The 13,084-nt window shown below is 68.4% G+C and carries 11 protein-coding genes and 1 pseudogene; 7 read left to right on the top strand and 5 right to left on the bottom strand.

What is annotated here, in order from left to right:
- Positions 1-277 precede the first annotated feature (277 nt).
- Together ACFORO_RS15800 and ACFORO_RS15795 are read right to left on the bottom strand one after the other, a co-directional pair.
- The gene (locus ACFORO_RS15800) at positions 278-2,110 is read right to left on the bottom strand and encodes a LamG-like jellyroll fold domain-containing protein (RefSeq protein WP_377867977.1); all 1,833 of its coding nucleotides are present in this window, start codon (positions 2,108-2,110) and stop codon (positions 278-280) included.
- Between the two features lie 112 nt (positions 2,111-2,222).
- Positions 2,223-2,696, bottom strand: a pseudogene (locus ACFORO_RS15795) (DUF6328 family protein); the annotation flags it as partial.
- A 995-nt stretch (positions 2,697-3,691) separates the two neighbouring features.
- Between ACFORO_RS15795 and ACFORO_RS15790 the strand changes: the two are divergent.
- Entirely contained in the window at positions 3,692-4,279 is a 588-nt protein-coding gene (locus ACFORO_RS15790) for a superoxide dismutase (RefSeq protein ID WP_377867978.1), read from the top strand.
- Positions 4,280-4,292: 13 nt separating this feature from the next.
- Here ACFORO_RS15790 and ACFORO_RS15785 read toward each other — a convergent pair whose 3' ends face one another.
- Both ACFORO_RS15785 and ACFORO_RS15780 read right to left on the bottom strand, forming a co-directional pair.
- On the bottom strand, positions 4,293-4,694 hold the full coding sequence (locus tag ACFORO_RS15785; RefSeq protein ID WP_377867979.1) for a TIGR03667 family PPOX class F420-dependent oxidoreductase: 402 nt from the start codon (positions 4,692-4,694) through the stop codon (positions 4,293-4,295).
- A gap of 194 nt (positions 4,695-4,888) precedes the next feature.
- Complete coding sequence (locus ACFORO_RS15780) at positions 4,889-7,273, bottom strand: DUF2339 domain-containing protein (protein WP_377867980.1); 2,385 nt, start codon at positions 7,271-7,273, stop codon at positions 4,889-4,891.
- Between the two features lie 96 nt (positions 7,274-7,369).
- Here ACFORO_RS15780 and dusB point away from each other — a divergent pair, with 96 nt between their 5' ends.
- The 3 genes from dusB (at position 7,370) to ACFORO_RS15765 (ending at position 9,532) form a co-directional block, all read left to right on the top strand.
- On the top strand, positions 7,370-8,542 hold the full coding sequence (gene dusB, locus ACFORO_RS15775) for a tRNA dihydrouridine synthase DusB (protein WP_354745924.1): 1,173 nt from the start codon (positions 7,370-7,372) through the stop codon (positions 8,540-8,542).
- A 303-nt stretch (positions 8,543-8,845) separates the two neighbouring features.
- Positions 8,846-9,091, top strand: coding sequence for a hypothetical protein (locus tag ACFORO_RS15770; RefSeq protein ID WP_377867981.1), 246 nt, complete (start codon positions 8,846-8,848; stop codon positions 9,089-9,091).
- A 6-nt stretch (positions 9,092-9,097) separates the two neighbouring features.
- Complete coding sequence (locus ACFORO_RS15765) at positions 9,098-9,532, top strand: DUF2306 domain-containing protein (protein ID WP_377868088.1); 435 nt, start codon at positions 9,098-9,100, stop codon at positions 9,530-9,532.
- A gap of 77 nt (positions 9,533-9,609) precedes the next feature.
- Here the strand turns inward: ACFORO_RS15765 and ACFORO_RS15760 are convergent, their stop codons facing one another.
- Positions 9,610-10,029: an Hsp20/alpha crystallin family protein gene (locus ACFORO_RS15760; protein ID WP_377867982.1), complete on the bottom strand. Its 420-nt coding sequence runs from the start codon at positions 10,027-10,029 to the stop codon at positions 9,610-9,612.
- Positions 10,030-10,193: 164 nt separating this feature from the next.
- Between ACFORO_RS15760 and ACFORO_RS15755 the strand changes: the two genes are divergently transcribed.
- The 3 genes from ACFORO_RS15755 to ACFORO_RS15745 all read left to right on the top strand — a co-directional run bounded on the left by ACFORO_RS15755 (position 10,194) and on the right by ACFORO_RS15745 (position 12,514).
- The gene (locus tag ACFORO_RS15755) at positions 10,194-11,027 is read left to right on the top strand and encodes an alpha/beta fold hydrolase (protein WP_377867983.1); all 834 of its coding nucleotides are present in this window, start codon (positions 10,194-10,196) and stop codon (positions 11,025-11,027) included.
- 148 nt (positions 11,028-11,175) lie between these two features.
- Positions 11,176-11,739, top strand: a complete 564-nt coding sequence (idi, locus tag ACFORO_RS15750) for an isopentenyl-diphosphate Delta-isomerase (protein WP_377867984.1) — start codon at positions 11,176-11,178, stop codon at positions 11,737-11,739.
- Between the two features lie 115 nt (positions 11,740-11,854).
- Positions 11,855-12,514, top strand: a complete 660-nt coding sequence (locus ACFORO_RS15745) for a GGDEF domain-containing protein (protein WP_377867985.1) — start codon at positions 11,855-11,857, stop codon at positions 12,512-12,514.
- Positions 12,515-13,084 lie beyond the last annotated feature (570 nt).

The following is a 13,084-nucleotide window of genomic DNA, read 5'->3' as shown; positions in this document are numbered from 1 at the left end:
ATCCCTCAGCGACCGCGCTCGCCGTCCACAGTCCCCAACCACCGCAGCCGCCTTCCCCAGTCCCCAGCCACTGCGGCCGCCTCCCGCAATCCCTGAGCCACTGTGCTCGTCTTCCGCAGTCCCCATCCACTGCGGCCACCTCCAGCAATCCCTGAGAGCCACCGTGCCTGTCTTCCGCAGTCCCTTGCCAGCGCGGCCGCCTCCAGCAATCCCTCAGTCACCGCGGCCGCGAACCGCGGTCGCCAGCCGCAATTGCCGAGCAGCCAATCGGTGCGGCCTATCCGCCCAGCAGAAATTCCCGCGGAGCCAGCGCCCGGTCGACCACCCGGGCCTCGCCGATCTCGCCGTAGAAGCTGCGCTCCACCTTGCCCCGGTACGACGACGCGCCGACCAGCCAGCCGCCGCCCGGATTGGCCAGGCCGATCGCCGGTGTCTTGGGGTTGCGCAGCAGCGGGCAGCCGTCGACGTACAGCGTGCTGCGCCACCCGTCGTTGACGACCGCGACGTGCCACCATTTCGCCAGCGGCAGCTCGTGCCCCCAGTTGGTCGAGATCCCGTTCTGGTTCAACGGAAACACCGCCCACTGCAGCTCCGCTCCGTCCGAGACACTGAACGTCGCTGCCGATTCGTTCGGGTCGTCGCCGGATTTCCCGGCCGCGCCGCCGTTGCCGAGGCGCGCGAAGATGCCGCACCAGCCGTGGGTGCCGTCGCGGAAGTCTTCGGGCAGGCGGACAAACGCTTCGACGGTGTAACCGCGCTGGAAGGTGAGGCTGTTCATCGGCGCGCTGTCGACGGTCTGGAGGTACGCGCCACGACCGGGATTGCGCGCACCGTCGAAGCGAAGGCTCGCCCGCGACGGTTGCCGAGGCGCGAAATCCGCCGAGTAAGTCAACGCCGTCGGCCCACTGCCCGGCACGGTCATGCGGCGCAGGTCGTTACCGCGGCCGGTGAGGTCCTTGATCACAGCATTGTCCGGCACCGGTACACCCGCGCGACCGCCCTCGAAGCGCCAGTACGCGACGGTGCCCGGCACGAGCTGCGGCTTCACCGGGCGGGCCGGCGGCACCGGAACGGGCGCGAAACCGGCGAACCGCTTGTCGAAGTCGATGTCGATGCTGAAGTAGTCGACGTCGGTGCTGCGCTCGGCCTCGATGCGTTCAAGCTCCGTGAGATCGCGTCGGCCGTCGAGCCACGGCGAGAAGGTGCGGACGTCGATCACGCCGCGGGCGACGTCGAACTGGTACAGCCGGATCATGCCGCTGCCGCCGTAGTAGCGATCCTGGTAGTTCGTGAGGTGCAGGTGCACGTCGTGGCCGGCGGCGTTGCGCTTCACCAGACGGCTCGGCGGCCAGTAGTGGCCGTTGAGGGTCAGGAAGATCTGGTCGCTTTCGTTGACGAACTCGTCCCAGACCTGCTGGCCGAAGTCCGACAGGAACGCCTTGCCCTGCTCGTCGGAGTTGACCAGCTCGTGGATCGTGAGGATGGCCGGCATCCGCGGGTGCTGCGCGAGAACCTGCTTCGCCCACGCGAAGCCGCCCGCCGACGGACGCCAATCCATCGCGAGCACGAGCCATTCCCGACCGGCGGCCCGGAACACGTGGTAGGTGTTGTAGCCGTCCTTCGAGGAGCCGCGGAACGTCGGCGAGTTGCGCTGCCGCTGCGGCCCGAACGCCTCGAGGTACGGCGTGCGGCCGCGCTGGTCGTCGGTGGAGCCATTGATGTCGTGGTTGCCCGCGAGCGTGCTGTACGGGAAGCGGAACCGGTCGAGCACCTGGAACGACCGGCTGATGCCAGCGAACTCCCGCGCCTGCCCGTTCTGCGTCAAGTCGCCGAGGTGCGCGAGGAAGACAACGTTGTCGTCGTGCGCGTGGCGCAGCACGTACGACAACGACGCGTCCACCGGCGTCGAGTCGCCCCGGTCCTCGTCGAACAGGTACTGGGTGTCCGGCATGACCGCGATCGTGAACCGCGGACTGTCACCGTCCGGCCGACGAGCGACGCTGGGATCAGCCGCGGCGATCCCGTTCAGACCAGGAAGCGCGGACACCGCCGCGCCGGCACCGAGGATTCCGGCACCGCGCAGGAAGTTCCGCCGTGAAGAGTCAGTCACGAGCAGGAAGCTACGGGCCAGCCCCAACCGCTACGGCAACAATTGCCGACGGCTCGATGAACAGCTCCGTTTCTGTCCCGTGCGGGACAAAACCGCCGCGCACCGACGCCGCTCAGTGACCGTCGCGTCGCCTTTGGTCGCCGACAAGCATGCCCGGCACCGCAAACCACAGCAGCCCGAACAGCAACACCGCCATCCCTCCGACGAGCCCCATCGCAACCGGTCCGAAGGAGACCTTCGCGATCAACGCGACGGTGACCGTGATCGCCGCGGCAAGACACCCGAAGCCAACAAGCACGACCCGGTTGCCGACCCGCAGGATCTCCTCCCGCCGCCCAGTCCGGAACAGCATGCGGTGCCAAGCCGCAGGCGCGATCAGCAACGCAGTCGCCGCGACGGTGAGCAGCACCGCGAGCAGATGCAGCGTCTTCTCGAACCCGCTGGCGTCGTGGAACCGCCCCGTGAAGACCACCGACAGCAGGAACCCGAACAGGATCTGCACGCCCGCCTGCGCGACTCGCAGCTCCTGCAACAGCTCGCCGACGTTCCGCTGCAGCATCTGGTTCCGCGTCTCGCCAGTGTGCTCGACGTCGTCGCCAACCTCCGCCGATCCAGCGCCCTGCTCCGACCCGCCGACCTCAGCGAACCCGCTGCCCTCCGACGATCCAGCGCGCTGCGCCGACCCGCTGCTTCGCGCCGTCCCTACGGCTGCCGCTGGTACGGCGGATTGCGCCGGCACGGGTACCTGCGACGACCCGCCGGATTGAGCCGCTCCGCTCCCGGTGGATTGCGCCGGTCCGCGAACCTGCGACGACCCGCTGGTGTCCGCCAGTCCGCTTGCCTGCACCGGCAAGGTGCCGCGCGGCGACCCGCCAGATTCAGCCGTTCCGCTGGCCTGCGCCGACCCAGTTGATTGCGCCGGACCGGTCGAGTCCGCCAGCCCACCTGCGGTCAATCCACCGCTGCTGGCCCGTCCGCCGGTATCCGCCGATTCACCACCCTCCGGCGGCCCACCGTCCTCAAGCGGTCCGCTGGCACCTGCCGGCCCGTGGGCGTCCTCACGACGGCCGTCAAACCCCATGGCGCTGTTCGGGTCGTCAGGCATGTCAGGCTCCACCGGTGCTGGCCGAAGCATCGCCGGGCAAGTCCGACGCTGCCACGCTGCCAAGTACCCAACGCGTCAACGCCCGAAAACTCGCCCAGGCCAGTCGCGCGACCTTCACCTCCGCCGCAGTCGCCCGAGCCGTTTCCGGCCCGTCACCCGCTCCCGTACGCAGAGCACGCTCCGGAACGCACCCGGGCTCCGTCGCCACTCCACGACCAGCACCAGTGCCATTACCAGCAGGCGTGGCCCCACACCCTGTGTCCGGACAGGACCCACGCTCGCACCCGAGCCTGGCCCCGCCTGACCTGCCTACCGGCACGGCATGGCCCACGTTTGAACCTGGCGGTTCCCGACGCCGTCACCGTCCGATACCCCAGCCCCCGCCCGCACGGAAAGCCGTCCCGACACCCGGGAGACCTCCACACGTTCGAGTGGAGAACATGGCACGGCACGCGCCGACTGGTTAGAGAAGTTTCATGCGTTTCCTCCCTAAGCTCCTTCCCGCGGCCCTCGCCGCCGGTCTCTCCGTCACGAGCCTCTCGGCCACTTCCGCCGCAGCGACTCCGGCTGCGACCTCAGCACTGCACTTCACCGCCGCCCACGGCACCTTCGCGGCATACGCACCCGGCGGCCAAGCTGTCACCTACCGACCGGATCTCGTGCCCGTCGGAGCCAGGGCGCACGTCTCCGCCCTGTCCGCCAGTCGCGTCGGCACCACCACCGTGCTGGTGATCAGCGGCCTCCTGCCGCAGCACGAATACGGTGCACACGCGCATGTGAACTCCTGCGGCGCCACCGGTGACGCCGCGGGCGGACACTTCCAGCACGTGCCAGACCCGGTGAAGCCTTCGGTGGATCCGGCCTACGCCAACCCGCGCAACGAGATCTGGCTCGACTTCACCACCGACCGCTCAGGCATCGGTCATGCAACCTCCATTGTGGACTGGACATTCGACGGACGGCGGGCGAAGTCCGTGGTGATCCACGAAACGCACACCCACACCAACCCCGGGCACGCAGGAACCGCGGGTGGGCGGCTGGCCTGCCTGGACGTCGGCTTCTGAATCCGGCACGGCCTCAGAATCCCCAGGACTTCTCCGGCACGATCCGGATCCGAACCGAGTAGTCGGCGTCGAAGGCAGCCGGATCGGCGAACCCGATACCCGAGTAATGCCGCTGGTACTTCGCCAGGTAGCCGGGCGCTTCAGAGGGTTTGGCCTCGTCGGTGTGCGCACGCCCGTTGACGACGATGATGCTCCCGCCGTGGTCGTCGCTGTTGAGGTGGAAACTCACCTCCGGATTCGCGGCGAGATGCCGGAGTTTGGCCGTACCAGGCCGGCTGAAGACCACAATGTCTTCGCCGTCCAGGACAAACCAGACCGGCCTTGGCGCGGGGCGGCCGCTCGGAGTCACGGTGGTGAGCCATGCGACGGATTCGCCCGCGCGTTCAATGAGTTTCGGGTCGTGGGTGTAGGTCATGGTCGGATACCTCCTCGGTAGGTTTCCCAGGTAACCACGAGCCACCGACAGTTCCGTGCCATCAGCCCGCACCAAGGACGTCCCGACCCCGACTTCAGCTACTGCCCAAGAAGCCAATTTTTCTTGCTGCAACAGGGAAATCCCCCGATCCGAGATCATTCTTGATTCCCCGGATCGGGGGACTTCTCGCAAGTTCAGCGCGACGCGACGACCCGCGCGTACCGCGCCCCCGCCACGAGCAGGATCACCCCAGCGCCGAGGAACGCGCCCACGCGCGCCAACCCGTCCAGCGTGGCAAGGTCGAACAATACGAGCTTCGCCACCGCGGCGGCCACCAGCACCAGCCCGGCGATCCGCAGCGCGACCACCTCGATCCCGCGCAGGAGCAGGACGAACGCCACAACCGTCCAGGAAACCGTGACGAGCGTGTGCCCGACCAGGAATCCGACGCGCCCGGGAGCCACGAGCATGGACGCGGCGAGCACCAGCCCGGCAGCGCCGTAGAGCGCGAACCATCCCGCGGGCAGCAAAGGCGCAAGACTGGCCGATTTCACGACGTTGAGCCGAATTGCCGCCCACGGCAACGCGATCGCGGCGCCGAGGAGAAGCACCGCCGAGACCAACGCGGCGAAAAGAAGGTCCCGCGGATGCCAGTGCGGGAAAATCAGCAGCGCCGGCGTCAGCTCCGTGCCGAGCACAGACAGCCCGCCGATCACCGCGAAGACGAGAGAACCGCCTAGCGCGAACCGGTTTCGAGTGAACTTCGCCGCGAACGCGAGCACGATCGCTTCGCCAAGCAGGACCGCTCCGCCATCGAACTGCGTGACAGTCGCTTGCATCGCGGCTACCAGACCAGCGATTCCCGCGACAGTACCGGAATTCCCTCGCACGATGGGCCAGGTCGCGAGGAGCACGACCGCCGTCCCGCCCGCCAGAAGCACGGATTCCGGCCTGTGCAGCAACAGCGCGGCGACGAGGACAGGCAGCGGAGCAACAGCGAGCACCGACAGCGAGTAGGGCTCATTGTCGTTACGTCGCAACGTGATCAGCGCCGCCGCCGCACTGACGACACCGGCGGCAATCACTACCCACGCCGGCAAGGTGCGCAGTCCGATACCGATCAGCGCCGTTGTCAAGGGCGGAATGGCCGCAGTAAACGAAAGGGGCGACCATGACCGTCGAAGCTGGACAGGGACGGTCGCGATCTGGATCATGAGAAGGAACGTCACGAGTTCGTAGGTGAAGCCCCAGGTGATCAGGGGCGCACACACTCCGCATCCTCCCACCACGGCGATTGCCAGGAGAGAGGAATCCCATTTGACCGCAAGCAAAAGCCCGCCCACCGCGATCGCCAAGCCGACCGCGAGACCGGCGGGAACCGGCAGGAAATCGTACAAGGAGGTGGCAGCGACAGTGTCGAGGTAGAGCGTCGCGATCCCAGTGGCGACAAGGGCGAACGCACCGGTGCGCGCAGCCGGTTTGCGGTGCAGCCAAGCACCCGCGCCGACAAGGATCCCGCCGAACGCAGCGCCAACCGCCACCCGCGGCAGCGGGGCGAGCCAGCCGCGCTGGATGGCCAGGATCAACAGCAGCACGACACCAAGCAGTGTCACCGCACCGCCGATCCATGCCAGCAGTCGCGAACCGGCACCTTCGCGGCCGAGTCGCTCACGGAGCGTCGGAGATGGGGTGTAGCGGTGATAGCCGAAAGGCGGCTCAGCGAAGAGCGTCTGGCCATACGGCGCCTGCTGGGCGGTTGCCTGCGGGTGTTCTTGGGCTGACTGTCCGGCTGCGAGATCGTTCGGGGCCTGCTGTTCGGTGCCGGGTTGCGGTGTTGACAGGTGGGGCGTGCCGGCCGTGGGCTGGGCGGAATACGAAGCTGCGTAAGGGTTGTGTGAGTAGTAGCCCGGGTGGGGGTGGTACGGCACACCGTGCGCGGCCGAGTAGGCCGGGTACAGGTACGGACCGCCCTGCGCAGCTGGGTAGCCCGGGGCGGGCGAGTGGCCTGGAACAGCCGGGTAGCCCTGCGCGGCAGGGTGACCAGGCGCAGGAGGCTGGGCTGGCCCAGCGGAGCGGCCTGGCTCGGCAGCTTGGCCTTGTTCGGCAGCCCGGCCCTGTTCGGCGGGGCGGCCTGGCTGGGACGGCTCGCCCGGCGCGGCAGCCTGATCCGGCGCGACAGCCTGGCCCTGTCCCGCGGGGCGGCCCTGCTCGGCAAGGCGGTCTGACTCGAACGGCTCGCCCGGCGCGGCAGCCTGCTCCGGCGCAGCGGAAGCGCCTGCCACGTCGGCAGAGCCCTCCGCGGCCGAGTCGGAGCTGACCGGCTGAGTGACGTCGGGCGGGGAGGCCGACTGCGCTGCCTCCCCAGTCGACGCTGCTGGTTCGGCGTGGCCGCCTGGCTGGCCTAGCGTCGGCCAGGAGGCCGCTGCGGCGCCCGGAGCGGGTGCTTCGGCGGGCTGGTCGGTGGCCGACTCGGGCTGGACGTGCACTGCGCGGAGTTCGGCGCCTACGTGGGACAGGCGGCGGCCGAGGTCGTCCAGTTCGCCGGCCAGGCGGTGGAGCGTTGCAGCTTCCGTGGTCATACCGGACAGCGTGGTCGAAACGGCGCGATGATCGGATCCGTAGCACTACTCAAAGGCTGGACACGAGATGGTCTCGTCACCACCGGAGCCGCCCGGATGCGTGTGCCTTACGTCACCGGCGACAATGGAAGCGTGACTGCCACGTTGAGCGCGCCCACGTTGAAGATCGGCCCCTACCAGGTCGATCCTCCCGTCGTGCTCGCTCCGATGGCGGGCATCACCAACGTGGCGTTCCGGCAGCTCTGCCAGGAGTACGGCGCGGGCATCTATGTGTGCGAGATGATCACCGCCCGCGCGGTCGTCGAGCGGCACCCCGGCACGATGCACATGATGACCTTCGGCGAGAACGAAAAGCCCAGGTCCATGCAGCTCTACGGGGTGGACCCGAAGACGATGGCCGAGGCAGTGCGCATCATCGTCGGCGAGGGGCTCGCGGACCACGTCGACTCGAACTTCGGGTGCCCTGTCGCGAAAGTTACGCGGAAGGGCGGCGGCGCGGCGCTGCCGTTCAAGCGGCGGCTGTTCGCGGACATCGTGCGCGAGTCGGCGAAGGCGGCGGCTGAGGGCGGTGTTCCGTTCACCGTGAAGTTCCGGGTCGGCATCGACGACGACCATCAGACATTCCTCGACGCCGGACGCATCGCCGAAGCCGAGGGCGCGGCTGCCGTCAGTCTGCACGCGCGCACGGCCGCGCAGCGCTACTCGGGTCAGGCCGACTGGTCGAAGATCGCTGCTCTCAAGGAGGCCGTCACCAGCATCCCGGTGCTGGGCAACGGCGACATCTTCAGCGCGGACGACGCGCTCCGCATGGTCGCCGAGACCGGCTGCGACGGCGTCGTCGTCGGGCGCGGCTGCCTCGGTCGGCCGTGGCTGTTCGGCGAACTGGAAGCCGCCTTCCAGGGGCGTGAGATTCCGGCGGGCCCGAACCTCGGCGAAGTCGCGCGTGTCCTGCGCCGCCACACCGAACTGCTCATAGAGCACGACGGCCACGACAAGGCGATGCGTGACATCCGCAAGCACATGGCCTGGTACCTGATGGGCTTCCCAGTCGGGTCCGAGCTGCGGCGCGGCTTCGCGATGCTCTCGTCGATGGACCAGCTCGACGACCTGATCGCCCAGCTCGACCACGACGCCCCCTTCCCCGAAGCCGCCACCGGCCCCCGCGGACGCCAGGGCTCGCCGGGCAAGGTGACGCTCCCGCACGGCTGGCTGGACGACCCGGACGACGACTGCGTCCCCGAGGCCGAAGACATGCACTCCGGCGGCTGACCAGCACAGCTCCGCAATCAGACCTGATCGCGCGGAACCAGCGCGAACAGGGCGGCTCGCAGCAGCGGGAATACCAGCTCTGCCGGTAGGTACGCGGCAGAGCTAGCGACACGGTCCACCGACGACGCCGAACCCCGCAAAAGTCGGAGCGCAACAGCGACCGCGAACTCGGCATCTCGCCGAACCGGCAGCGACCGCGAACTCGTTGCGCACCGCCCGACCTACGCAATTCTCACCGACGCGGCCATCCCGGCCACCACGAGACGCTCACTGCACAGACCCAGTCCGAGCAGGAGTTTCGTGATGACTTTCGCCGTTTCCCGCCGCAGCCGTCGACGGATCGCCTGGGCCGCGGTCGCGGTGTCCGCCGTCGGCGTCGCGCTGTTCTCCGCCGCGACCTACTTGACCGGCGACCCGACGCTGAGCCGGATCCCGCTCAACCCGGCGATCGCCTCGCACTACTTGACGATCGTGCTGCACGCCCTGCCCGCGAGCCTGGTGCTGCTGATCGGGCCATTCCAGTTCGCCGCGAAACTGCGCGTCCGGTGACCGAAACTGCATCGCGTGCTCGGGCGGATCTACGTCGTGAGCATGATCTTCGCCGCGGTCGCCGCAGTCGTGGCGGCGACGTTCTCAGTCGACGGCATCTCGTCGCAAATCGCCTTCTACCTGCTGTCCGTCGCGTGGCTCTACACGCTTTACCGCGGCTACACGTTCATCCGGCAGGGCCAGATCCAGCTCCACCGCATCTGGATGATCCGCAACTACGCGCTGAGCTTCGCGGCGGTCGTGCTCCGCGGATTCCTCGGCATCGGCGCGGCGATGAAGGGCCTCTTCCCGACGCTGAGCTTCGCCGACATCTACACGACGAGCGCGTGGGGTTCGATCGCGATCTGCGTGATCGTCGCGGAGTACTTCGTCCTCAATCGCACGATCGCGCCACTGGTGCGCAAGCGGCACCCGGCCGAGCGGGCCGATATCCCCAACTGACCTGCACAGACAGCAATTGTCCCCAGGTTATCCACAACCCACTGTGGACAACCTGGGGACAACTTGGGTTCACGGCCTCAGGCGTCGATCTCCTGCGACGCGCCGCCGACGGTGATCTTGCGGGGCTGGGCCTTCTCGGAGACCGGAATGCGCAGCGTCAGCACGCCGTCGACGTAGTCCGCGGCGATGCGCGTGGTGTCGAGCGTGTCGCCGAGGAACAGCTGGCGCGAGAACTTGCCGCGCGGCCGCTCGGACACCTGCACCTGCGCGTCCTCGACCGCGGCCGGGGTGCGCTCGGCGCGGACGGTGAGCACGTTGCGCTCGACGCTCACGTCGATGGAATCGCGGGCGATCCCCGGGAGGTCGAACTGGATGACGTACTCGTCGCCGGCGCGGTAGGCGTCCATCGGGACGGAGCGCGCCGCGGTGCCCTGAGCGCCGAAGAACTGCTGGGTCAGGCGGTCGAACTGGGCGAACGGGTCGGTGCGGATCAGCATGTCGAATCCCCTTTCGGACAACTGCGGCCAGCTGCTGGGGTGCTGACCAAGCCTTGCAAAGTTGCCAACGGACGACTCAACTTATTTGTTCCCCTGTAGCTCAGATCACAGTGACGGTGAGAGACCGCCCGAAACTGTCGGTGCCTGTCCGTAGAGTGCGTCTCGTGATCGACCAGCTGACGATCCCGACCGACGCGGGATCCTTCGACGCAATCGCCGCCGGCCCCGAAGACGGCCGCCCGGTGCTGCTCCTGCACGGCTTTCCCCAGGCCGCCGTGGAGTGGGAGCACCAGGTGGCGACGCTCGGCGTGCTCGGATACCGCGCGATCGCGCCGGACCAGCGCGGTTATTCGCCGGACGTGCGGCCAGAGCGCCCCGCCGAATACGGCATCGCGACGCTGGTGTCCGACGTCGTGGCGATGGCGGACACGCTCGGCTGGAGCAAGTTCGACCTGGTCGGCCACGACTGGGGCGGCGCGGTCGCGTGGTGGACGGCCGACGAGCATCCCGACCGGCTGCGCAGCCTCACCGTGGTGTCCACGCCGCATCCCGGAGCGCTCGCCGAAGCGCTGCGGACGGACGAGGACCAGCACCTGCGGTCGGCCTATATGACGGAGTGGCGGCAGACGCCCGCGACCGAACGGCGCATGCTGGCCGACAACGCCCAGGCGCTGCGCGACATCTTCGACCGGCGTATCCCGCCGAGCAAGATCGACGAGTACGTGCAGCGGCTGTCCGAACCAGGCGCGCTCACCGCCGCGCTGAACTGGTACCGAGCCGGTCGTCCAGGCGGGAAGATCGGCAAGATTTCGGTGCCCGCGATGTACGTGTGGTCCACAGAGGACGTCGCCTTCGGTTCCGCCGCCGCGCTCGACACGGCGAATTGGTGCACCGGGCCGTACCGGTTCGAGATGCTGGAGGAGGTGTCGCACTGGGTAGCGGAGGAAGCGCCGGAGGCCTTGACCTCGTTGATCGTCGAGCATCTCGGCAGCCGGTGAGACCTGGTCTCGCCCGCGCCGTCGTTCGGTCGGGTGTCCGGCGGGCTGGAGATTCGAGCGTTGCGTGAAGGCCCGACACTCGAATCGGGCGAAACGGCCACCCGGCTCGCGGTATCGGCCGGTAGGTGCGTGGTGTTCAGTATCCGGAGTGGACACCAGCACTGAAGCCGAAACCGAACGCGTCGTCTTCGTGACCGAGGACGGCGTGCCCACCGGGGAGACCGGGCCGAAGCTCGCCAGCCATCACGCCGAGACACGGCTGCACCTCGCGTTCTCCTGCTACGTCCTGCGCCGTTCGGACAACGCCCTGCTGATCACCCAGCGCGCGCCGCACAAGAAGGTGTGGCCGGGGGTGTGGACCAACAGCGTGTGCGGTCATCCCGCGCCCGCCGAAGCGTTGGAGACCGCCGTGCGCCGGCGGGCTGCGTACGAGCTCGGCCTGCCCGAGCTCGAGGACCTCGAGTCCGTGCTGCCCACGTACCGCTACCGCACGCCGCCCTTCCAGGGGATCGTGGAGAACGAGTTCTGTCCGGTATTCGCCGCGTGGACGGACGTCGACCCGCGGCCGAATCCCGAAGAAGTGGGCGGCTGGCGATGGATTTCCTGGGCCGATTACACACAGTGGATCACAGATCCGATGACTGACGCGAGTTACTGGGCCCGTGATCAATTCGCGCAGCTCAAGGACAAAAAGCCCTTCTCCGCGCTCTGAGGCGAAGAACTCCGCTGCGTGACAACAGCGGAACTCCGTCGTCCACTTGAGCGAAATTCACCTTCGTGCGTACCGATCACTCAAGCCACCGCTCCTTTACGACGAAAACGATGGAGTGGCGGAGGTCAGAGTGGCGACGGACGACGAGTTCGGAACGGGGGATACCGCACCAGACTTGCTCACGTTGCACGAGTCCATCGCGGACCTGTTCGCGACGCGCGGCGACTGGCGGCGGGCCTACCGGCACCTGCGCTCGGCACTTGACATCGCGCGAGCGGGCAGCCTGCGCGACCCGCTCACCTCGAGCTACAACCGTCGTTACCTCGACCAGCGGCTGCCCGAACTGCCGGCCGCGGTGGCCGTAGCCCTGGTCGACCTGGACCGGTTCAAGTCGGTGAACGACACGTACGGTCACCTTCTCGGCGACCGCGTCCTCTGCCGGGTCGCCGATCTCCTGCAGGAGGGGCTGCCGGCCGATGCGTTCTGCGCACGGTACGGCGGCGAGGAATTCGCTCTCGTCCTGCCGGGAATCGATCACCGGGGAGCCGTCCGGGTCGCCGACGCCGCGCGCCTGCGGGTCGCCCGTCACCCCTGGTCAGAACTGCAGCCAGGCCTGCGGGTTACGATCAGCGTCGGCCTCGCGCACGGCACCGGGTCCGGGCCGCGTCAGCTCCATCGGGCCGACAATCTCCTATACGCCGCGAAGCGCGCCGGCCGCAACAAGGTCGCTTTCCATGACCGCGAGACCGCGCAGGTAATTACGCACTCTGAGTAACGCGCGTCTGCGATTACCCCATTCACGGAACCCGAACTTCACCTGTTCGTCCGCTTCAGTGCGCCTTAGGGCGACTCATGGTGAAGAAATTCGCGGGAGGGTGTCGTCACGAACGGCGGGTATCCGTACGATAACGAAAAGCTCCCCCGGTACGACGAGTCCTGGGAGACCCGGCGAAGCCGCCGGGTGTTCAAAGGTAAGCCGCCCCAGCCTGGTGCCTGACGTGCGAGAGGAGACCGAGTGCCCGACGAGCGCAACACCCCCGGCACCGGTCGCCATTCCGACACCACGGCGCGCCCGCGCGGCGGACGCCGCCGTTCGATGGACACTCACGGCGGCATCAGCGTGTCCGACGTGGTCGCACGGCACACCGGGGAACGACCCGCCTTCGCCGACGATCCCGGCACGCAGCTCTCGGAGCCGGTGAGCCGGCTCGCGGAACCTGGTGCCCGCCGCGCCGAGCCAGGCCGTCGCCGGGCGGATGCCGAGCGACCCGAGCCGGGGCGACGGCGGGCAGAGCCGGACGCTGGTTATTCGGGGGCGAACGGTTTCGCCGGGGTGCCCGCCGAA

This window comes from Amycolatopsis halotolerans, from assembly GCF_042647905.1.
In the GTDB taxonomy this organism is placed as follows: domain Bacteria; phylum Actinomycetota; class Actinomycetes; order Mycobacteriales; family Pseudonocardiaceae; genus Amycolatopsis; species Amycolatopsis halotolerans.
The sequence above is the reverse complement of the archived record's forward strand: the minus strand, read 5'-3'. Positions and strand labels throughout refer to the sequence as shown.

Bases quoted from the DNA above. Each gene is read 5' to 3' on its own strand.
- ACFORO_RS15785 (WP_377867979.1), bottom strand. From the start codon at position 4,694: ATGACCTACACCCACGACCCGAAACTCATTGAACGCGCGGGCGAATCC.
- ACFORO_RS15780 (WP_377867980.1), bottom strand. From the start codon at position 7,273: ATGACCACGGAAGCTGCAACGCTCCACCGCCTGGCCGGCGAACTGGAC.
- dusB (WP_354745924.1), top strand. From the start codon at position 7,370: ATGCGTGTGCCTTACGTCACCGGCGACAATGGAAGCGTGACTGCCACG.
- ACFORO_RS15760 (WP_377867982.1), bottom strand. From the start codon at position 10,029: ATGCTGATCCGCACCGACCCGTTCGCCCAGTTCGACCGCCTGACCCAG.
- ACFORO_RS15770 (WP_377867981.1), top strand. From the start codon at position 8,846: ATGACTTTCGCCGTTTCCCGCCGCAGCCGTCGACGGATCGCCTGGGCC.
- ACFORO_RS15790 (WP_377867978.1), top strand. From the start codon at position 3,692: ATGCGTTTCCTCCCTAAGCTCCTTCCCGCGGCCCTCGCCGCCGGTCTC.